Genomic DNA, 20483 nt, shown 5'->3' on the forward strand with positions numbered 1-20483 from the left:
ATGGAAACACAAAAGTTTAGTTATGACAACGGCATTGTGCGCGCATTTCTTTATGCAACAGTAGTTTTCGGACTCGTTGGATTTTTATTGGGACTTACCGCGGCACTGATGCTTTTCTATCCGGAACTTCCTGAGTACTTCCTGGGAACCGATGATGTCACCATCAAAAGTTTGCAGAGCGGTAATCTCCAAGGATTGATCAATTCGCAGGGAGCGTTTGGTTTTGGACGTATCAGGATGCTTCACACGAGTGCGGTAATTTTTGCATTTGTTTGCAACGGGTTCTTCGCGGGAGCTTATTATTCGTTACAGCGACTCCTTAAAACAAGAATGTGGAGCGACACCCTTTCCTGGATTCACTTCTGGGGATGGCAATTAATGATCGTTGCCGTAGTTATTACTTTCTTCATGGGGATTAACACCTCTAAAGAATATGCAGAACACGAATGGCCAATCGATATTTTGATCACGGTGATCTGGGTAGTTTTCGGAATTAATATGATGATGACCATTCTTAACAGAAGAGTTCGTCACCTTTATGTAGCAATTTGGTTCTATTTGGGAACTTGGGTTGCGATTGCGATGCTGCATATTTTCAACAACCTTGAAGTACCGTTATCTTTCACAGGATGGAAATCCTACTCTGCTTATGCAGGGGTTAAAGATGCTCTGGTTCAGTGGTGGTACGGTCACAATGCGGTAGCTTTCGTATTGACGACACCGATTCTTGGTTTGATGTACTACTTCCTTCCAAAAGCTGCAGACCGACCTGTGTTCTCTTATAAGCTTTCAATCATCCACTTCTGGTCATTGATCTTCGTTTATATTTGGGCAGGACCTCACCACTTGCAGTACACTGCAATTCCAGGTTGGGCGCAAGCATTGGGAACTGGTTTCTCAATCATGCTGATCGCTCCATCTTGGGGAGGAATGCTTAACGGACTCCTTACACTGAGAGGAGCTTGGGATAAAGTTAGAGAAAATCCAGTACTGAAATTCTTTGTTGTTGCGGTTACCTGCTACGGGATGGCGACATTTGAAGGGCCGATCTTGGCAACCAAGACATTGAACAAAATTGGTCACTTTACCGACTGGGTAATTGGTCACGTTCACGTTGGTGCACTTGGCTGGAACGGATTCATCACATTCGGTATGATTTATTATCTGTTGCCGATTATGTGGAGAACCAAACTTTGGTCTGTGAAATTGGCAAACTGGCATTTCTGGTTAGGAACTTTAGGAATTATTTTCTACGCAGTTCCTTTATATATCGCAGGATTCACCCAAGGTTTGATGTGGAAGCAATTTAATCCAGACGGAACACTTGTTTACAAAAACTGGTTGGATACTGTAACCGCAATTATTCCTTACTATCAAATGAGATTTGTAGGTGGACTATTATACATCAGTGGTGCAATTCTAATGGTGGTAAACGTGATTGCAACGGTAAGAAGCGGATCATTCCAAAAAGAAGTTCCTGCTGAAGCTCCTGCATTGGCAAATATCTCTAAACAAAGAAAAGAAGGAGAAGGATGGCACTTATGGTTGGAAAGAATGCCGGTTTTGATGACTGTTCTTTCATTCGTGGCAGTGGCGATCGGTGGTTTCATCGAAATCGTACCAACATTGACCATCAAGGACAACGTACCGACAATTGCTGCGGTAAAACCATATTCACCACTTGAATTGGAAGGTAGAGACCTCTATATCCGTGAAGGATGTAACTCCTGTCACACCCAGGTAATCCGACCTTTCCGTGATGAAGTGGTTAGATTCAACGGTAAAAATGGTCAATACTCTAAAGCCGGGGAGTTTGTTTACGACAGACCTTTCCTTTGGGGATCAAAAAGAACAGGTCCGGATCTGCACAGACAGGGTGGCAAGAACCCGAGTTCATGGCATTATAAACACATGCTGAACCCAAGAGTAACTTCTGCGGGATCCGTCATGCCGAGATATCCTTGGTTAATTGCCAATGACCTCGACAGAAGTAAAATGGTGGCTAAGTTAGAACTGATGAAAAATGTTTTCGATGTTCCTTATACAAAAGCAGAAATCGATTCAGCCAATCAGTGGGCAGATAATCAGGCAGCGCACATTGTGAAGCAGATCTATGCTGAAGCTGCAGACGTAAAGAAAGCTTACGACGAAAAGAAAGCTGCTGAAGGTGCTAACTTCACCCCGCTTGAGAAAAAAGAAATCGTAGCGCTTATTGCATACCTGCAAAGATTGGGTACCGACATTAAGACTACCGAAATTAAAACTGCAAGTACAAACTAATCAATCGGTTAAAGGGACATTCGAATGATACCACAAAGCATCAAGGACATATTAGGAAACAGCGGCGATAACTCGATATTTCAAACAATCGCGATGTTATTCTTCCTTGTCCTCTTCCTGGGAATCGTATATTGGGTTTTTTCGAGACCAAAGAAATATTACGACGAAGAAGCGAATGCCCCTTTAAATGATGATATTGTTAAAGATAACGACGAAAATCTTTAATTTTAAAAAATTAAACTTTTATGAAACCTAGAACACCCGTTTACATTACGATAGCAACAATTTTTGTGATTCTGTTCATCGTGTATTATATGTTTGTACAGAGCGGCTCATTCCTGACCTCGGCTTATTTCTGGGGAACGGTGGTGATCAGTATTATTCTCGCGATGATTCACCATTCTATTGGGGATTTGATCGAGAACGATAAATTCAAGAAATTGTCAGATGCAGAAAAGCATGCTTATCTGGAGGCAAAGAAGACTCCTTATTTCAAGAGCTTATACGAAAGTGCATTTAAGAAGCAATCAAGCAGCGAGGAAAAAGATATCCTTATCGACCACGGCTTTGACGGAATTATGGAGCTTGACAACCAGTTGCCTAAATGGTGGCTCGGTTTATTCTGGTTCGGTGTAGCATATTGTGTGGTTTACCTTATTGCTTATGGATTTACCGACTTCGCTCACCAAGGAAAAGAATATGATGAGGAATACAAAGCACAAACTGCAAGTATCGCCGAGTATATGAAAAACACTCCTCCTCCAACCATTGAAACTGCAGTTTACTCGGCAGACAATATCGCCGCAGGTGAAGAAGTATTCAAAACCAACTGCGTATCCTGCCACAACGACGGAGGAAAAGGAGGAATCGGACCAAACCTGACCGACAACTTCTGGATCAACCAACCAGAGAAAACTTTATTCAAAAACGTTTTCCACATGGTTGAAAACGGTTCGCAAAATAACCCTACAATGCAGGCATTTGGAAAGAATGGAGTATTAACCGGATTTGATATTCAAAATGTGGCTGCATATATCTACCACATTAACCAGGAACAATCACCTGTGACACAAGCACAGGGTGGCGCTGCTCCGCAAGGAACAGAAGCTCACTGGGAAAAGTAAAACTTAATAAACAACCAATTTGAAAACATAATCCGGTATCTTTTGGCATGAGAGATAAGGATTATGTTTTCTTTTTTTAATGCAAAAGAATAATGGCAGAAGAACAGCAAATACATAGAGAAGGGCTTAAAGGCGGACAAGGACAGGTAATCGAAGCCGAAACTTTCAGGGATTCCGTTGGAACGATGGAGCAAACCGGAAAAAGAAAATGGGTGTTCCCACGGAAACCCAGCGGCAAGTACACCAATTACCGAACGCTCGTCGCCATCGTCTTGCTTGCTGTTTTCTTTATTTTACCTTTTGTAAAGATCAACGGAAACCCGTTTCTGATGATCAACATTCTCGACCGGCAATTCTATATTCTCGGTCAACCATTTTATCCGCAGGATTTCTTTATTCTTGCTTTGGGTGCGATTACTTCCATCGTTTTCATCATTCTCTTTACTGTAGTTTTCGGGCGTATTTTCTGTGGATGGATTTGTCCGCAAACCATCTTCCTAGAAATGATTTTCCGTAAAATCGAATATGCGATCGAAGGCGACCGTAACAAACAGATGAAACTCGACCGACAGGAATGGAACGCCGAAAAAATCTGGAAACGCTCACTGAAATGGGGAATCTATATTATCATTTCCCTTATCATTACCCACTGGATGTTCATGTACATCGTCGGTTATCAGGAGGTTTTCAAAATTATGAAGGAAGGTCCGTTTGTAAACTTTACCAATTTCCTCGTAATGATCCTTTTCACCGCAGCATTCTACTTTACATTTGCGTGGTTCAGAGAGCAGGTTTGTACACTCGTTTGTCCATACGGTAGATTACAGGGAGTACTAATCGACAAGCAGACCATCAATGTTTACTACGATTTTAAAAGAGGTGAAAACCGTGCAAAATGGAGAAAGGGTGAAGACCGAAAAGCTGCCGGAAAAGGCGACTGTATCGACTGTAACCAATGTGTCGTAGTTTGTCCGACAGGAATCGACATCAGAGACGGACAACAGCTGGAATGCGTGAACTGTACCGCATGTATCGACGCGTGCGACGAGGTGATGGTGAAAGTTGGTTTGCCAAAGGGTTTGATCCGATACGCAACAGAGGACGAGATCGAAAAAGAAGTTCCTTTTAAGTTCACTTCTAGAATGAAGGCGTACACCGGAGTGCTTCTGCTTTTGGTTGGTTTCCTTGGATTCCTCCTGAGCAACCGTGGTTCGATGGAAGCAAAATTCATTAAACCTGCAGGTTCCACTTTCTTTGTCAGAGACGGAAAAATCATCAACAACTACAATTATACTTTCCTCAACAAATCTAACAAGGATCATATAGTGACCATAAAGATCATCGAGCCGCAACACGGAACGATTACGATGGGTGAAGACGAAAAAATCCTGATGAAAAAAGACCAGATGATCAAAGGAAATGTAAACATCAGCTTCCCTGAAAAAGAAATCAAACTCTCAAAACAAAACATAAAGATCGGCGTTTATGATCAAGACGGCAAACTGCTTGATTCATTTGACACCTATTTTGAAGGACCGTTTAAAATTCAATTCTAATAAATATGCTGAAGAAGTTTAACTGGGGACACGGAGTTATTTTAGCGCTCGGATCGTTTATCGCGTTCATCATGTTTATGGTTTTGGTTTTTCCGAACGGGCAGCAGAATTCCGAGCTCGTTTCCCAAAGTTATTATGAAGACGAACTGCAATACCAGCAAGTGATCGATGCCAAAAACAACGCTGAGAAATTAACCGAAAAACCCAGCTATCAGCAAAGTACAGAAGGTATCAAAATTACCTTTCCCGCCACGGAAACTGTAGATAACAAAGCGGTACATTTTGAACTTTTCAGGACAGACGACGCCAACCTCGATGTGAAAAAAGAATTGACGCTGGATAACCAGAACGCGATTCTAATTCCCTCAAAAGTTTTGGTTAAAGGTTCCTACACGCTCAAAGTAAAATGGCAAAAAGATAAAAAACATTACCAAGTCGATTACGACGTTTTATGGAAATAGCACTCATCATTTCTGCACTTGGATTGGGATTCGCGTCCGGTTTTCACTGTATCGGGATGTGTGGACCGATTGCGCTTTCGATGGGTTTAACCAAGAAACAGTCCACCAATTATTACCTGCAGAACCTCACTTACCAATTCGGTAGAATCGTTACCTATTCCCTACTCGGAGCAGTTCTTGGCATTGTGGGAAAAGGTTTTGAAATGGCGGGTTTCCAACAATATCTTACCATCGGTGTCGGAATTCTTTTGATCATTATGGCGATTTTTTCCTTTGGCGGAAACGACTTCGCCTCGAAAATTCCGTTTCTTTCCAAGTTTCTCTTAAAGGTAAAAATCAATCTCGGCAATTTATTACAGAAAACAGATTACCGATCCCGCTTCACGACAGGAATTCTCAACGGATTTCTTCCTTGCGGAATGGTTTATATGGCTTTAACGGCGAGTCTTGCTTCTGGTGGAATTTGGCAGGGAGCAACCTTCATGGCACTTTTCGGATTGGGAACTTTACCTTTTATGTTCGCGGTGGTACTTTTAGGAAACCTGATGACGAACGCATTCAGAATTAAAATCCTAAAATTCGTTCCTGTGATGATGATTATTCTCGGCGGACTTTTCGTTCTCCGCGGAATGGAAGTTGGGATTCCCTACCTTTCCCCAAAAAAGGAAGCGCTGAAAATCATCCACAACGATTCCAAGGAACACCACGAGGGAAACCACGAAAGCTGCCATTAGTAGCTGCTAATTCAAACGATAAATTCCAAAAAGAAAATCAGTAGGATGCTTTTGAAGTAATTCGTCTTCAAGCCGGAAAACTTCTCTTAGAACAGTGTCCTTTTCAACATCCATTTCAACAAAATGATGTGCGATATCTTTCAGTGCACTCTGCATGATATTGTTTCCAAATGGCTTCTCTTCAATAATCTTAAAACGTTTATGGATTGCGGGCAAAATGCTTTCGGAATCCGCACATTCAGATGGATCTGCAATGATCATCCTCGCCAAACCGGAACCCTGATAACTATTTTTGTAGATATTGGTTTTAAAAACCTGACGGTATTTTTTAGGAATCGACTTTATCGCTTTATTAATGTAAGAAATCTGCAGATCGGAATACTGCAAACGATTTTTTCCAACATATTCATTGATTACCAGATAACCACCAGGTTTTAAGCTCTTTACCACCACATCATCCATAAACTGCTCGATATGGTCAAAGTGATGAAGTGAAGCATGGAAAAAAACGACATCATATTCCTCTTTCTTGAAATCGTACTTCAAAATATTTTCCGCATGATAGAAGATATTGGTAAGATTTTCTTTGTCGGAAATCTGTTTTGCCACCTTCAAAAGTTCGTCGGAAAAGTCAAAACAGTGGATTTCCCAGTTTGGCATCAACTGAGCAAGCCGAATCTCGTGGCTGCAAACTCCGGAACCTAAAGCGAGAACTTTTAGTTGATCGGTTTTGTTGAAATATTTCGAGGTAAAATAATCTTCGTAAAGCATCTCCTCGTTTCCTGTAATCATCAGGTTCCACCTTTTCCTAAGATCAGGAACAATCCAGTAATTGGCATTATCGATTTTGCTTTCATTAAATGCAGACTGCGTTCGCTTAAAGGAATCAGTAGTAAATTTTGACAACAGAAAAGGCAAACCTCTCTGGTAAAACTTCACATAAATATCGTAAAAATCTTCTCTCGTAAAAATTCGCATCAATATCGTTTTTTCAGTTTTTTTGGATAAATGCAAAGTTACCTTTTTTGAACGAATAACACATTTTGGTTGGAACCGCTGCCTTAACTTTGGTATCAGTTTTGAATCTATTATGCACTCTTAATACATTTAATACATTCAAAAATGATTAAAAATTTTGGACTTTGGGTTGCCGGATTTCTATTGCTCGTAATGCAATCTTGTTCGGTAAATACTGAAACCACTTACTACAAAGATTCCGCGACCAGTATGGAATCCCATATCCTACTCGACAAGTCGATGCTTGGAATGATGAGCATGATGGGAAATAATTCCGCGGACGTTCTTATGAATTCAAAGGAATTTGGAAATCTCACCACCGAATGGAAAAGCTTGTTCGACCTTCAGAAAGACGGAAAAATCACCGTAAACCCCGATTCCGCGAAGGTTCTGAAAAAACTCTATTTAAAATTGAATAAAGACAAAGGCGAAATGTACGGACTTTCGTTAAAATACGATAAACTTTTACCAAAAGAAATCGCCAGTTTACTCTCGCAAAGCAAACAACTGAAGAGAATCCCACTTCAGGACATCGCCAACTGGAATGGAAATACTTTAACCATCGATACCGATAAATTCAACTCTGCAGATATGTTGAGCGAGATCGGAAAAAACACCCAGGATAAGGAAACCTCTGCACCAAAAACAAAAAGCGACTCCATCGCCGCTTATGGACGACAGATGGCGCAAAGTATGGCAGGAATGTTGCAAATGGTCAACGCCAACTTTACCAATACCTTGAAGTTCCAGAAACCGATAAAGTCCATCACCGGGAAACACGATTTCGTGAAACAGATCGACAATAAAACCATTCAGATTAATGTGAGGAGCAAAGATTTGTTGAATGAAGGCAAAAACCTTATCAATAAAGATAAAAAGATTATCATAACCACAGAATAATATGAATTTCAAATAATTGACCACCTAAAACAGGTGGTTTTTTGTTTTCAAAAATTAATTAACTTTGAAAGAAACTAAAAATTATGGGACTCACTATTCATATCGAAGGACAGTTGAAATCTGAAAAGGACTTCAACGAACTGATGGTTCTCGCGACTAATTATGCCTTTAATAAAGGTTTTCGTTATAACCTTTTTATTGAAAAGGAAAATATCCTTTATAAGATAAAGAACGGAAAACTCATTGACGGTAATTATCTTGTAAAAGGCATTGTGATCAATCCTGGAGACGGTTGCGAATCGCTAATAATGGAGTTTGATGAGGAACTGCATTTTCAGACTTCCTGCAAAACACAGTTTGCCGATCCCGAGATCCACATGGAGCTCGTTGGTTTTTTACGAAAGATCGAATCATTCTTCGAATTCTTCACTGTGCAAGATGAAGGAGAATTTTGGGAAACGGGAGATGCGGAGATTTTGCGGTCAAAAATCAACTTTCTGAACCAAATGATGGACAGCGTGCAAAAATATATCAAAGAACAGAACGACAATCGCTGGAAATATAACTGATTTACCAAATTTATCTTTATTTTTGTCGCTCAAATAAATAAACTTACTTATGAAAGAATTGATTGAAAAAATCAGTGCAGAGTTTGAAACATTCAAAACTGATGCAGACACACAGGCGGAAAAAGGAAACAAAGCTGCCGGAACAAGAGCGAGAAAATCTACCTTGGCATTAGAAAAACTTTTGAAAGAATTCAGAAAAACCTCATTGGAAGAATCTAAAAAGTAATCAGCAAAAACCCTCCCGAATTTCAGGAGGGTTTGTTCTTGGTATTTCTGCCAGAAATTTTCTTTACCCCGTAAAGGGTGGAAAATTTCTTCCCAAGTAAGACGATTAAATCTTCTCAAATCTCGCGTATTCCGCAATCTTCGCAGGAATCTTAATTCCGTCTTCAGTTTGGTTGTTTTCCAGAAGCGCCGCCATAATCCTCGGCAAAGCCATCGCAGAACCGTTTAAGGTATGTACAAGCTGCGTTTTTCCATCTGCTCTGAATCTGCATTTCAAGCGGTTTGCCTGGAAAGTTTCGAAATTGGAAACCGACGAAACTTCGAGCCATTTTTCCTGAGCCGCACTCCAAACTTCGAAATCGTAAGTCATCGCCGAAGTGAATCCCATATCACCGCCGCACAGTCTCAAAATTCTGAAAGGAAGTTCAAGGTCGGTAAGAATTCCTTTTACATGTTCCACCATTTCTTCCAACGCAGCGTAGGAATTTTCAGGTTTCTCGATTCGCACAATTTCTACTTTTTCAAACTGGTGAAGTCGGTTCAGTCCACGCACATGAGCACCGTAACTTCCCGCCTCTCTTCGGTAACATTGCGAAAACGCGGTGTTTTTTATTGGCAAATCTTTTTCTTCCAGCAAAACGTCGCGGTAAATATTCGTCACCGGAACTTCTGCCGTAGGAATCAGATAAAGATTATCTTCATTAATGAAATACATCTGTCCTTCTTTGTCTGGAAGTTGACCGGTTCCATAACCTGAAGCTTCATTCACCACATGCGGCGGATTGACCTCAAGATAACCCGCATCTACATTTTTATCGAGGAAATACTGAACCAGTGCTCTCTGCAACCGCGCTCCTTTTCCTAAATAAACGGGGAAACCTGCGCCAGCGATTTTCACGCCGAGTTCAAAATCAATAAGGTTGTATTTTTTCGCCAACTCCCAGTGTGGAATCGCTCCTTCTCCCAAACCTTTCACATCGTGCGACTGGTAAACGATTTCGTTGTCGTCCGCTGAAGTTCCTGCCACCACTTTTTCATAAGGAATATTCGGAATCAGGTAAAGTATTTCCTGAAGTTTCACTTCCGCATCGCGGAGTTTCTGCTGCAGCACTTGGGAATTTTCTTTGAATTCCGCAGTTTTTGCTTTTGCCGATTCTGCCTCGTCTTTTTTCCCGTCCTTCATCAAGATCCCGATTTCCTTCGAGATTTTATTCATTTCGGTGAGGTTCTTGTCAAGCTCAAACTGATATTTTTTTCTGTCGTCATCCGCTGCAATAGCATCGTCAACCAAACTGAGCTGCTTGAAATTCCTTTTATTTAAACCTTCAATAACGCGTTCTTTGTTTTCGCGCAAAAAATTTACCTGTAACATTTTATGAATGATAAGTGATGAGTGATATACGATGCTGCTCTGCAATAATTCCGCTGTGCAAAATTAAGGATTATTTCGTGATTTTCACGATGTTTGGCTGTCCTTCGACCTTGGTGAATTTCAGCGAATTGTTGTACCAGATTTTCGAGACCTGAAAAAGTTCGGGAGTCCAAAGGTAACTCACCGTCAAAGTATCGTTGATAATGGTGTTCGTTGTCGCACTTGTTTTCTTGGTCAACCTTAAAGCAATTTTTGATTCGTACGTCTTGAAAGTTGCGGTGGAATCGATTCTAATCCTTCTCGCTCCTGCAACATATTCGATGAAATGAATCGTATCTGTTATTCCTATTTTCGGACTGAAAGTTACAGGTGCGTTATCGGTAATTCCGTACACATCGTTCATTTTCACATCGGTGTAGGAATTTGGAATTTTGGAATTGAGCATGTCCTGATTCGCCGAATCGATGTACAGATGGATGACCTGGTCGATTTGCTGACCGGTAACATTGTCGTTTCTGCAGGACAGAAACCCCAACAACACGATCGCCAAAAAGAAAAAGGAATTTTTCATTGCAACAAAGATAACTTATTTCAAGTTTTTCAGGTAAATCAAAAAAGCGGACATTAATAAAATACCATTGACAAGCAGCGTTACGGATAATGCGATTCCCATTCCATTAATTCCAAATTTAGGTGTGAACAAAAATCCCAATCCGATCAGCAGAACCAATGTCGCGACGGAAACATAAGTATTGATTTTCATTTTGCCGACTGCGGAAAGCAAGTTCCCGTATAGATTCCGAAAAAGAATATTAAGGCAAAAACCAGCTAATAATATGGTGAACAATAAGGTATTGTCTCCATACTTTTCGCTGAAGAACAAGTGGAGAATTTCTAATTTGAAAACAAATCCAAACAGAAAAATGAGCGCGGTTACCGGAATAAATATTTTGTAATAATTGGCGACGTAGTTGAATAAAAAACCTCTATCCTGATAATTTCTCGCAATCACCGGGAAGTCGCTCTGCATAAAAGTCAATGCTAAAAATGTAATATTTGCGGGAATCAAAATGGCAACTTTGTAATTGGCAACTGCTGTTTCGTTCATCAGAAAACTGAGCATCAGAACATCTGCCGAAAAAAGCGCATCCGAAAGCAAAGCCGTACCTGAAGCGTGAAGACCATAGTTCCAGATTTCTTTTTTGTTAAAACTAAAGTTTTCGGTGAAGGTGCGGTAACTTTCCTTCTTCAACCAAAACAACGCAAGAAATGGAGTAAAAGCGATGGCCACCAAATAACCATACAATCCGAAAAAATAAGCCAAAAGCAAAAGCAGCAATACCCCCAATATATTTACCCAATTGTTGACATTTGCAAACGTTTTGTTATCGCCAAAAATCCTAAGTTCCGACTGGATATAATTTAAGAAATAAGAACCAACTAATCGTACCGCAAAAAACAAAAAGATAAAAAAAATATCTTCATATTTGCTGACATAGAACAAACTGACCAACAAGAAAATCACACTCAGTAATATCTGGTAACCAAAACCTTTCGCCAGCAAGTAACCGCAGAGCTTTCTTTTTTCATCCGGATCATCCGTAATCGAGCCAAACCGCAACAGCGACTGATGACTTCCAAAACCACTGAAAGGCGCGAAAACCGCAAAAACCGAAGCCACAATACTCATCGTACCGAACTCACTTTCTGGCAGAACCCTGATGATGAAAAGCGAACCCAGAAATGCGCAGATCTTGGCAATGAGCAATGAAACAAAAACATGCTGCCCTTTGTTGTTCAGGAAATTGCGCAAAAATTCTCGTAAACTTTTCACTTTTAAAAGAACAGTTTGAAGATTGCCAAAATATTTACCGCCTGCGATTTTTCTGCAAAATGTTTCGATTCAAAAAGAGTCCGCACATCTTTTGAAAGTTCTTCATAGCCATCGATTCTTCCAATATTTTCATCAAAATAATTTTGGTAAACTCTTTGGATTTCGGGATCATTATCGTAATAGTACTGATAAGGATACATGCTGGAATGCTGCGGTGTTTTCAGAATTTTCTCATAAAGCGCTTTGAATCCCCGCTTCATGAACTTGTCGCCAAATGTGGTTTTCCATTGTGCATCGGGTTTCATAAGCGTCCTCTCCCATTTATATTTCGTAGATTCGGGACAGTGTTTCTTGATCCACTCAAGGTAAAACCGATGGTTAAATTTCCATTCTTCGGGGAGTGAAATTGCTGTTTTCAGGAAATCTTTGGACATAAACGGTGAAGTTTGGTATCTTTTTTCCTGAAAAACGTGTGCTCCCAAAAGCGTCCGATTATACGCGATATTTCTCAATAAAAAAAGTTCTTCAGTCTCATAATCATCCAAAATCTTGTCGAGGGAAGCTGAAACTTTAGGCAGAAACTGCGGATTCACAACCATTTTAAAACGGGTCGGTTTTTTTCTTTTCGGTTCAGAATTGAAGCCGCCCAAAACACCGTCGCCAATCTGTCCGCTGTGAAAGAGGGCAAAGTTTTCGTACTGCATTTTTTCTACCGCATACTTTACGTGGATTCCACCGGTATAGAAAACCATTCCTTCGGAAATACGGGTAAGTTCGTCGATCTTAGTGAGAAATTTCCCACCGTTTAATGGGATGAATTCGTAATGCAGCTGATAATCCTGTGCAATTTTTTCAGAAATCGTGTGATCAGGATAACCCGATTGCGAGAAACAGAGTACGTTTCCCGGTTTCTCTTGGTTTTTAATGGCATACATCATCGCGACACGGCTGTCTAAACCACCACTCAACAACGACAAATGATTTTTTCCGAGTTCTGTATCTTTCTCATATTCCATCAGAACCGACTCCCTGAAAACCTCGTGCACTTGGTCAATCGCAGCATTTTTGCTACCAGAAAAATAAGGAATACCTTTAAGTGAAAAATATTCTTTTTCCTGATAAGTATTCGTCAAACAGTCAATCTCCAGATACTGTCCGTCTAAAAGTTTTGAAATCCCACTGATCGGTGTTTTTCTTTCGGGTAAATTGCTAAAACATAAAAACTGGTACAGCGATTCCATATCCGGTTGGGTGCGGATTCCCGATTCCTTCAGCGTTTCATTGAGGCGAATCAGATTAGTATCGACGTAGATTGTGTCGTTAAAAGTGGCGTAAAAAACATTTTGGGTATTCGTTGGATTGGTAAAGACAAATACCTTACTATTCATCTTATCCCAAATAAACCCACGAATTTCGCCTTCTAATTCTTTCGTCATCAACTCCCCTCTTTTACGGTAAAGTTCTCCTATTAATGTTGAAAAATCTTTAAGTGCATATTGTTTCAGAAGTTTTTCTCTATTCAAAAGGACTCCCTCCAATAAAAAGCCATAGGTATCATTATCCACAAAAGAATTATCATAATCTTTTGTCATAAAAGATCTTGCATCAACTTTATTTTGTGTAATTTTGATTGTAAATCCTTTCATTTCAGTATTTCCTCGTAAACTCTGGAAATTTGTTTTGCAATTGCTTTTTTTGAAAAAGTCACTTCCGCGTAATCAACTAATTGATGAGCATCTGGAAATGGATTTCCCAAAACATTTTTCATTGCCACCTCGAGCCCCTGAATATCCGTATTGTCCAGTAAAATTCCGGCATATGGTGGAAAAAACTCGCCAATGCCACCTACATTTGTGGAAATAACTCTTAAACCCGACGCAAAAGCTTCCCCAATCACACAGGGTTGATTTTCATCATCACTCAACAAGATGAAGCAATCTGATTTTTGCATACGTTCCGCTATCTGCTCACTCGTCTGAATACCGAATACTTCTATTTTTTCAGAAAGTGATGCTTTTTCTACTTTTCCTCTTAAGGTTTCCAGAGTTTTCTCATCACCGTCTCCGCCAATCTGTAGGTTGAGTTTATACCCGTTCTTCAACAGTCTGATTGCCGCATCAATAATTTTGTCAGCGTTTTTTCTGGGAATCAGATTAGAAACATGAATGAAGGTAAACTCTTTAGTATGTTTGCCGTGGAAAAAAATTTCTGTATTGACGACGTTGGGAATAACTTGCATTTTTGTTTTGATCCCCAAATCCATTAATCCGTACATCAGGTCTTTAGAGACCGGCAATATTTTGTCTGCCGTGTTACCGATAATTTTGGCAAAGAATTTAATAGGTTTAGCTGTTCGATGGCTATTTATCTTTCGTAAAGCTGTCCAATGTTCTGTAACTAAAAATGGGATTTTATGAAATTTTTTCAGATAAACTGCAAACAGCATAGAATTGTGCAGCACATTGGCGTGAACCAAATCGGGAATTTCCAATTTTGAAAATCCTTTTCTATAACCGTTCATCCTTCGCAAAAAATTCAGGAGCGGGTTTCGTGTATTTTTATAATAAACGATTAATGTCTTAATTCCATTTATTTCCTTCTGTTCAAACAAGTATTTCTTGTCTTGATGATAATCCCCTATACAATGTAGGATTTCGACATTATGGTACAATGACACCGCCTCCGCATGACGCTGTACAAAATTTCCATTGGTCGGCTCCAATTTGTTAGGAAACCATGAGGAAATAAAGAGTACTTTTTTTCTTTCCAAGATTTTATTTATAATGTTACCTTTGCTCAAACTTCAAATTGGATGAAGATGATGACGAAAATCAAAAAGATTATTGACTTTGCTGGAATTCTTTTAGAAAACCCAAGTCTAATAAACATTACACTCAATGAAAATTCCGTTCTGCAAAAGAAATTTAAACAAAAATACGGCAATTTTGTTGCATTACCGCAAATTGAAATTAAGGATTTAGCGCACAATGATGTTTCCTCGGTTGAAAGTTTCTTGATGGATGGCAGTTCACTTATCACCGATTTACAATTATTAGCTACGCTTGCTGCGAGGGAAGATGTGAACTCTTACTTCGAGATCGGAACATGGCGTGGAGAAAGTGTATATAATGTGGCCAAACAAATCCAGGATTGCACAACTATGAACCTTTCGAAATTGGAGATGAAGGAAATGGGTTGGGATTCACGATATGCTGAACAGCACGGAATTCTTTCAACAAAAAATTCAGAAATTCTTCATCTTGAAGGTAACACCAAAGCTTTTGACTTCGCATCGTTGAATAAAAAATATGATTTGATTTTTATTGATGGCGACCACAGCTACGACATGGTTTTGAACGACACTAAAAAAGTTTTTAAACATCTACTTCATGAGAATTCCATCGTAGTTTGGCATGACTACGCCTATAGTCCGCAAAAGATTCGTTATGAAGTTTTTCACGCAATTTTGGATGGAACCGGAAAAGAAAACCATCAGTATCTTTATCACGTGAAAAATACTTTGTGTGGGGTTTTTTATCGTGGAGATATCGACACAACTATTTTCGACGATATGGAGGTGCCTGGAAAAATATATCACAACACGATAATTAGTGAAAAGTTTTCATAAATCGATAAGAAAAAAGCGGACAGAATATCTGTCCGGCTTCGTAATTTTCGGTAATTTGGTCGGAAACAATTGGTAATTTAAAGAAACTTTCCTAAGAATTATCGGTACACCAATGTGGCTAAGAAAACCGCTGTACTAATTGAACTATATTTGATTCCAAGTAATCTCTGAAACATTAACATTAATGATAACTGCGATAAATTTCGCCAACTATTTTTCACCACATTACCTAATTTTATTTCCTTACGAATTTGATAGATTTTGCTGTTTTCTTTAAATCGTAAATTTTAATAATATATGTTCCTGCTGGCAAGTCATGAATTCGAATTGTTTGCTCATTATTAAAAGTTTTAACTTGCTTTCCAGAAACGTCATAGATTTCTGATTTAAGAATCTTATTTTTGGATTTAATGCTTAAATAATCACTCGCAGGATTAGGATACAAAACTATTTCATCAGCTTTTGTAACAGAATTGGATATATTATTTTTTTCAGTTGTAATAATGATTGTAGGTCGAGAAATAGTGTTAGAACCAAAACAGGTATTTACATTATCTACATACAAAAAGTGGGTTTTTCCCAATCCTGGTTCGAGCAAGGTATTAGAATCTAATGTTATCCCTTTTTTTGCTCTAAAAATCACGCCAGAATTCTCAATAAATCTTTGATTTTTTATTCTTATGTATTCAGGAGAATTTACAAGCTTGAAATCCCATTTTTTAAATGTTCTGTTATTTACCAAAACCTCTCCTCCATTTGCTGAATTCATTTGCCATGCAATTTTCGTGGCTTTTTCAGCGTTTATTCTTCCTGCACCTAAACCTCCAATATACGGTGCGTTTGCACTTATCGAATCCACTGAGACTGCCGTCAATTTAATAATAGACTCTAATTCATCTACACTTAAACAATTATTTGCAGTAAAGATTAAACTTGCAATTCCTGAAACATGTGGTGCAGCAGAAGATGTGCCGCCATATGCTGCATATAAGTTTGTGGATGGAGCATTAGGATTAAACGCAGTTGTAAAACAACCAAAACCTGGGGCTAAAATATCAACTTTATCATTAATTTGATGTGTAGTGCTCGGATACCCAATCCAAGATTCAACATGGTCACGCCAATTAGCAAATTTACCCGCAGCACTTCCAACTGGCGCGATCCATCCGATATCTTGTGAACCCACAGAACTCACACTAATTACATGATTATAACTTGCAGGGTAATAGTATTCTGTATTATTGCTACCGGACGCAATGCCGTTACCTGCTGAGGCAATAATCACAGTACCGTTTTCGTAGATTTCATCAATAATGTCTTGTATATAGGACACACTGGAAGAAGCGGCTCCCCAGCTACAGTTAATTATACGGACCCCGTTTTGAGATAAGATAAGCATGTCATTAAAACTAAAATCTAAGCTGATCATCTTACTTTGAAAACCTATTCCCGACATCCCTAAATTATTGTTAGTGTTTGCTCCAATAATTCCGGCGGTGGAAGTTGCGTGACCGGTTTCATTTAGGGGTATATTATACATAGATAATGCTTTCCCAATTAAATCCTCATGATCTAATTTCACACCACCTTCAGAAACCCCTACATAAAAATCACTATGTCCTTTACTATATTCCCAGGCTCCTTTTACATTTACTAGATCATAGTTTTTAGAATTATAATAATCTCCAGTAATATAATAATCATTAGTATCATATAACAGTTTAGGAGCTTGTGTTTCCTCAATATTATAGAAATAATCAGTAAAAACAGATAGTTCATTTTTCAATCTCGGACTATTACACTCCAATAAATATACATTCTGTAACTTAGGTTTTTTAGATGAAGGAAACGCTTTTTCAAATTTGGAAATTTCGTATTTGGAAAAAATATTTGTAATATCTGTACGTTGATGTTGCAAGACTATTCTATTTTTTTGTACAGATACAACCTTAGGCACATCGGCTGTATTTAGAATTTCAATGAATAATATTACATTGTTACAATATGATAACGAAGAAAAAAGTACAAAAATCAAATAAAATAACTTTGTTTTCATTATTTTAATCTTTTTAGTTTTTCTATTTCATTATTTAGATCGATGAGGTATAAGGTCAATTCTTCGACTTTCTTGAGTAAAAGAATATTCATTTCTTTCAATTCGATTCCATGTTGAATCACCTCTTCTGTCGTAGGAACTTCAGGCAAATGTTTATTTTCTGTAATAAATTTTTCTAAACTTTTTAAGTCTAGTAGCTTATAATCATCATCAAAAACATAGTCTGCCCAACCGTTTTCTGCAGCGATCTCAACCTTTACTTTTTCAGTTTTTATCCCATCTTTAACAAGTAATCTATATCCACTGCAATTCGTACAATCAACATTTGTGGTACCAAGTCCAAGTTTACCATTTGATCTCAGTGTGAAGAAAACCTCATAAACTCCGGGCGAAGTATGTCCAGCAGCGGTTAATACTCCTGGATTATTAGGTTGATATGCTCCATACCTCAAGAATGCTAAATCAATTCCTCCATCAAGATTTCCTAAATCATTCCCAATAAAAAATGCATCTGAATCAGCATTATGCAAAAATGCTGATTTTCCATGAACTTTAAAGTTTACTCCTTTTTGTGGATTACCTCCAATCGCAATCTCTCCACTATTTGCAACATGTATTCGTTCAACATTATTGGTTTTAAGAATTAACGCACTAGCATCAGTTGTACCCAAGAAATTTTGAGTGGGATTTGTACCAGCATTTCCAGTAAGAGACCATTGTGCATTAACATATAATGCAATACACAAACTAATTAAAAACACAATTTTTTTCATAATTTGATAAACAAATTTATAATTATTTCATTATTAGAAGACCGTTTTTATATTAATAATCTTTAATAATACAACAACTTCTTCCTACAGACAAAAAAAATGGTTCCTACTGTAATTCTCCACAAGCAGTTTTTTAGTAAGCACTGAATTTCCTCATAATATTGATGAGGAACTTAGTAGTGTCCTTGCAAAATACAACCAAAAATCGAACTAATTTAGAACTTTTCGTCAAAAAAATAGTTCTCTTCTTGGTTTGGATCTCCAATAGCGTGAAGTATTTCAACATCGTATAAACGTGAAACTGCTTCGGCGTGACGCTGCACAAAATTTCCGTTGGTCGGCTCCAACTTGTTGGGAAACCAAGACGAGATGAAAAGGATTTTGTGACGCATTAGAAATTACTTAACGGTAAAAATAGTGTGAAATATTGTAGACAAAAAACCTTGTCAAAGTTTGGAGCTTTGACAAGGCATTATTAAGTATTATCTTAATCTACGTAAATCCCTGCCCAACTTCTTTTCAGGGGCAGAAGGAAATCGCTCAGAAATGCGACATAGGTTCCTTTAGAAAAATCGAAAACTTCGATGTCTTTTGAGATGGAACCGTCTTTCAGTCCTTTTTTGAAATCCTGCAACTTCAAAGTTTTGATCTCGCCGTTTTCCACGAAACTTGCCTTCATCCTGTCGAAAAGTCCAAGTTCGAACTCGTTGTCGATTTCTTTCATAAACCTTCCCAAAGTATCGATGGAGCAACCTGAAGCTTCCTCTTTTTCCTCGTCCACGCAGATGATGATGAACTGGTTTTTCTCTATTTTGAAAGATGCGGAAAGCTCATTTCCGTGTGCAGCCCAATCACCGAGAAAGTCGTACAGTTTTTCAGCGATCACCTTGCTTTCCTTCGTGGTGAAAGGTCTCGACGCGGGATAAATAATTACGCGGTAATCATTGGTTTCTATGATGGTTGATTCTTCTATTTTCATTTTAAAAAATTAAGAGATTAAAAGATTAGGAAATTAAGGAATTATGTAAACGGTGCTTTATACTCTTAATTGCTTAATCTCCTAATTCCTTAATTATGTTTTACAAATCTTCTGCTTCCGCCAGAAGTTCTGCAATATCTTTTACTGCAACTTCGGTGTTTTTATTAAAATGCTTCACACCGTCGGTCATCATCGTCATACAGAACGGGCAACCTGTCGCGATAATGTCTGGTTTTTCATCCAGTGCTTCCTCGGTTCTTTCCACGTTGATGTCTTTGTTCCCTTTCTCAGGTTCTTTAAACATTTGTGCTCCTCCCGCTCCACAACACAATCCGTTGGATTTGCATCGCTTCATTTCCACCAATTCGGCGTCTAATTTTTGTAAAAGTTCACGCGGTGCTTCATATTCGCCATTTCCTCTTCCCAAATAACACGGATCGTGGAAGGTAATTTTCTTGCCTTCGAATTTCCCTCCTTCTACTTTCAGACGGCCTTCTTCCATTAATTTCTTAAGGAACTGCGTGTGGTGCATTACCTCGTAATTTCCGCCCAATCCTGGGTACTCGTTCTTTAGCGTGTTGAAGCAGTGCGGACAAGCCGTCACAATCTTCTTGATGCCATAACCGTTCAGGATTTCGATATTGGTTAAAGCCATCATCTGGAATACAAATTCGTTTCCAGCTCGTTTCGCAGGATCGCCGTTGCAGCTTTCTTCCTGACCAAGCACAGCGAATTCTACGCCGACATTATTTAAGATTTTGCACAATGCTTTCGTGATCTTCTTTGCTCTGTCGTCAAAACTTCCTGCGCATCCTACGAAGAAGAGCACTTCTGGCATTTTTCCTTCGGCAGCATATTCTGCCATTGTCTTTATTGTGAAATCCATTTTGTATTTTATTAATTTACCAATTTATCAATGTAACAATTTACCAATCTTGCAATTTACCAATCTACCAATGTAACAATCTACCAATT

Annotated in this window: 21 protein-coding genes; 10 read left to right on the top strand and 11 right to left on the bottom strand. The window is 38.8% G+C overall.

Going from position 1 to position 20483, the window contains the following annotated elements:
• The 6 genes from ccoN to MTP09_RS13485 all read left to right on the top strand — a co-directional run bounded on the left by ccoN (position 1) and on the right by MTP09_RS13485 (position 6155).
• Positions 1–2280 carry a cytochrome-c oxidase, cbb3-type subunit I gene (ccoN, locus tag MTP09_RS13460; protein WP_243548974.1) on the top strand — a complete coding sequence of 760 codons (2280 nt, stop codon included), beginning with the start codon at positions 1–3 and terminating at the stop codon, positions 2278–2280.
• Positions 2281–2304: 24 nt separating this feature from the next.
• Positions 2305–2505: a cbb3-type cytochrome oxidase subunit 3 gene (locus MTP09_RS13465; protein ID WP_243548976.1), complete on the top strand. Its 201-nt coding sequence runs from the start codon at positions 2305–2307 to the stop codon at positions 2503–2505.
• Between the two features lie 20 nt (positions 2506–2525).
• Complete coding sequence (locus MTP09_RS13470; protein WP_243548977.1) at positions 2526–3404, top strand: cbb3-type cytochrome c oxidase N-terminal domain-containing protein; 879 nt, start codon at positions 2526–2528, stop codon at positions 3402–3404.
• Positions 3405–3496: 92 nt separating this feature from the next.
• Positions 3497–4960 (top strand): cytochrome c oxidase accessory protein CcoG, encoded by a 1464-nt coding sequence (gene ccoG, locus MTP09_RS13475; RefSeq protein WP_243548979.1) that lies wholly within the window; start codon positions 3497–3499, stop codon positions 4958–4960.
• A 5-nt stretch (positions 4961–4965) separates the two neighbouring features.
• Positions 4966–5421, top strand: a complete 456-nt coding sequence (locus tag MTP09_RS13480) for a FixH family protein (RefSeq protein ID WP_243548982.1) — start codon at positions 4966–4968, stop codon at positions 5419–5421.
• Positions 5412–6155, top strand: coding sequence for a sulfite exporter TauE/SafE family protein (locus MTP09_RS13485; RefSeq protein WP_243548984.1), 744 nt, complete (start codon positions 5412–5414; stop codon positions 6153–6155). The genes MTP09_RS13480 and MTP09_RS13485 overlap by 10 nt, the downstream gene beginning before the upstream one ends.
• Before the next feature lie 6 nt (positions 6156–6161).
• On the opposite strand, the gene MTP09_RS13490 is transcribed toward MTP09_RS13485, so the two are convergent.
• Complete coding sequence (locus MTP09_RS13490; RefSeq protein WP_243548986.1) at positions 6162–7133, bottom strand: class I SAM-dependent methyltransferase; 972 nt, start codon at positions 7131–7133, stop codon at positions 6162–6164.
• Between the two features lie 144 nt (positions 7134–7277).
• On the opposite strand from MTP09_RS13490, the gene MTP09_RS13495 reads away from it, so the two are divergent.
• The 3 genes from MTP09_RS13495 (at position 7278) to MTP09_RS13505 (ending at position 8867) form a co-directional block, all read left to right on the top strand.
• On the top strand, positions 7278–8072 hold the full coding sequence (locus tag MTP09_RS13495) for a hypothetical protein (protein WP_243548988.1): 795 nt from the start codon (positions 7278–7280) through the stop codon (positions 8070–8072).
• Between the two features lie 83 nt (positions 8073–8155).
• On the top strand, positions 8156–8641 hold the full coding sequence (locus tag MTP09_RS13500) for a hypothetical protein (protein WP_243548996.1): 486 nt from the start codon (positions 8156–8158) through the stop codon (positions 8639–8641).
• A 49-nt stretch (positions 8642–8690) separates the two neighbouring features.
• Positions 8691–8867, top strand: coding sequence for a histone H1 (locus tag MTP09_RS13505; RefSeq protein ID WP_243548998.1), 177 nt, complete (start codon positions 8691–8693; stop codon positions 8865–8867).
• Between the two features lie 105 nt (positions 8868–8972).
• Here MTP09_RS13505 and serS read toward each other — a convergent pair whose 3' ends face one another.
• The 5 genes from serS to MTP09_RS13530 all read right to left on the bottom strand — a co-directional run bounded on the left by serS (position 8973) and on the right by MTP09_RS13530 (position 14842).
• Positions 8973–10238: a serine--tRNA ligase gene (gene serS, locus MTP09_RS13510; protein ID WP_243548999.1), complete on the bottom strand. Its 1266-nt coding sequence runs from the start codon at positions 10236–10238 to the stop codon at positions 8973–8975.
• Between the two features lie 70 nt (positions 10239–10308).
• On the bottom strand, positions 10309–10809 hold the full coding sequence (locus MTP09_RS13515; RefSeq protein WP_243549001.1) for a hypothetical protein: 501 nt from the start codon (positions 10807–10809) through the stop codon (positions 10309–10311).
• Positions 10810–10824: 15 nt separating this feature from the next.
• Positions 10825–12072: an oligosaccharide flippase family protein gene (locus MTP09_RS13520; protein WP_243549003.1), complete on the bottom strand. Its 1248-nt coding sequence runs from the start codon at positions 12070–12072 to the stop codon at positions 10825–10827.
• 2 nt (positions 12073–12074) lie between these two features.
• On the bottom strand, positions 12075–13718 hold the full coding sequence (locus tag MTP09_RS13525) for an asparagine synthase-related protein (RefSeq protein WP_243549005.1): 1644 nt from the start codon (positions 13716–13718) through the stop codon (positions 12075–12077).
• Complete coding sequence (locus tag MTP09_RS13530) at positions 13715–14842, bottom strand: glycosyltransferase (protein WP_243549007.1); 1128 nt, start codon at positions 14840–14842, stop codon at positions 13715–13717. The genes MTP09_RS13525 and MTP09_RS13530 overlap by 4 nt, the downstream gene beginning before the upstream one ends.
• Before the next feature lie 48 nt (positions 14843–14890).
• Between MTP09_RS13530 and MTP09_RS13535 the strand changes: the two genes are divergently transcribed.
• Positions 14891–15700, top strand: a complete 810-nt coding sequence (locus tag MTP09_RS13535; protein ID WP_243549009.1) for a class I SAM-dependent methyltransferase — start codon at positions 14891–14893, stop codon at positions 15698–15700.
• Positions 15701–15935: 235 nt separating this feature from the next.
• Here MTP09_RS13535 and MTP09_RS13540 read toward each other — a convergent pair whose 3' ends face one another.
• The 5 genes from MTP09_RS13540 to MTP09_RS13560 all read right to left on the bottom strand — a co-directional run bounded on the left by MTP09_RS13540 (position 15936) and on the right by MTP09_RS13560 (position 20394).
• Positions 15936–17756 carry a S8 family peptidase gene (locus tag MTP09_RS13540; protein WP_243549011.1) on the bottom strand — a complete coding sequence of 607 codons (1821 nt, stop codon included), beginning with the start codon at positions 17754–17756 and terminating at the stop codon, positions 15936–15938.
• The gene (locus MTP09_RS13545; RefSeq protein ID WP_243549013.1) at positions 17756–18529 is read right to left on the bottom strand and encodes a hypothetical protein; all 774 of its coding nucleotides are present in this window, start codon (positions 18527–18529) and stop codon (positions 17756–17758) included. The genes MTP09_RS13540 and MTP09_RS13545 overlap by 1 nt, the downstream gene beginning before the upstream one ends.
• A 215-nt stretch (positions 18530–18744) precedes the next feature.
• Positions 18745–18921, bottom strand: a complete 177-nt coding sequence (locus MTP09_RS13550) for a hypothetical protein (protein WP_243549015.1) — start codon at positions 18919–18921, stop codon at positions 18745–18747.
• A gap of 95 nt (positions 18922–19016) precedes the next feature.
• Positions 19017–19508: a hypothetical protein gene (locus tag MTP09_RS13555; RefSeq protein ID WP_243549017.1), complete on the bottom strand. Its 492-nt coding sequence runs from the start codon at positions 19506–19508 to the stop codon at positions 19017–19019.
• Between the two features lie 100 nt (positions 19509–19608).
• On the bottom strand, positions 19609–20394 hold the full coding sequence (locus MTP09_RS13560; protein ID WP_243549019.1) for a (Fe-S)-binding protein: 786 nt from the start codon (positions 20392–20394) through the stop codon (positions 19609–19611).
• Positions 20395–20483 lie beyond the last annotated feature (89 nt).

This window comes from Chryseobacterium suipulveris, assembly GCF_022811685.1.
Lineage (GTDB): Bacteria > Bacteroidota > Bacteroidia > Flavobacteriales > Weeksellaceae > Kaistella > Kaistella suipulveris.

Bases quoted from the DNA above. Each gene is read 5' to 3' on its own strand.
- ccoN (WP_243548974.1), top strand. From the start codon at position 1: ATGGAAACACAAAAGTTTAGTTATGACAACGGCATTGTGCGCGCATTT.
- MTP09_RS13465 (WP_243548976.1), top strand. From the start codon at position 2,305: ATGATACCACAAAGCATCAAGGACATATTAGGAAACAGCGGCGATAAC.
- MTP09_RS13470 (WP_243548977.1), top strand. From the start codon at position 2,526: ATGAAACCTAGAACACCCGTTTACATTACGATAGCAACAATTTTTGTG.
- ccoG (WP_243548979.1), top strand. From the start codon at position 3,497: ATGGCAGAAGAACAGCAAATACATAGAGAAGGGCTTAAAGGCGGACAA.
- MTP09_RS13480 (WP_243548982.1), top strand. From the start codon at position 4,966: ATGCTGAAGAAGTTTAACTGGGGACACGGAGTTATTTTAGCGCTCGGA.
- MTP09_RS13485 (WP_243548984.1), top strand. From the start codon at position 5,412: ATGGAAATAGCACTCATCATTTCTGCACTTGGATTGGGATTCGCGTCC.
- MTP09_RS13490 (WP_243548986.1), bottom strand. From the start codon at position 7,133: ATGCGAATTTTTACGAGAGAAGATTTTTACGATATTTATGTGAAGTTT.
- MTP09_RS13495 (WP_243548988.1), top strand. From the start codon at position 7,278: ATGATTAAAAATTTTGGACTTTGGGTTGCCGGATTTCTATTGCTCGTA.
- MTP09_RS13500 (WP_243548996.1), top strand. From the start codon at position 8,156: ATGGGACTCACTATTCATATCGAAGGACAGTTGAAATCTGAAAAGGAC.
- MTP09_RS13505 (WP_243548998.1), top strand. From the start codon at position 8,691: ATGAAAGAATTGATTGAAAAAATCAGTGCAGAGTTTGAAACATTCAAA.
- serS (WP_243548999.1), bottom strand. From the start codon at position 10,238: ATGTTACAGGTAAATTTTTTGCGCGAAAACAAAGAACGCGTTATTGAA.
- MTP09_RS13515 (WP_243549001.1), bottom strand. From the start codon at position 10,809: ATGAAAAATTCCTTTTTCTTTTTGGCGATCGTGTTGTTGGGGTTTCTG.
- MTP09_RS13525 (WP_243549005.1), bottom strand. From the start codon at position 13,718: ATGAAAGGATTTACAATCAAAATTACACAAAATAAAGTTGATGCAAGA.
- MTP09_RS13535 (WP_243549009.1), top strand. From the start codon at position 14,891: ATGATGACGAAAATCAAAAAGATTATTGACTTTGCTGGAATTCTTTTA.
- MTP09_RS13540 (WP_243549011.1), bottom strand. From the start codon at position 17,756: ATGAAAACAAAGTTATTTTATTTGATTTTTGTACTTTTTTCTTCGTTA.
- MTP09_RS13545 (WP_243549013.1), bottom strand. From the start codon at position 18,529: ATGAAAAAAATTGTGTTTTTAATTAGTTTGTGTATTGCATTATATGTT.
- MTP09_RS13550 (WP_243549015.1), bottom strand. From the start codon at position 18,921: ATGCGTCACAAAATCCTTTTCATCTCGTCTTGGTTTCCCAACAAGTTG.
- MTP09_RS13555 (WP_243549017.1), bottom strand. From the start codon at position 19,508: ATGAAAATAGAAGAATCAACCATCATAGAAACCAATGATTACCGCGTA.
- MTP09_RS13560 (WP_243549019.1), bottom strand. From the start codon at position 20,394: ATGGATTTCACAATAAAGACAATGGCAGAATATGCTGCCGAAGGAAAA.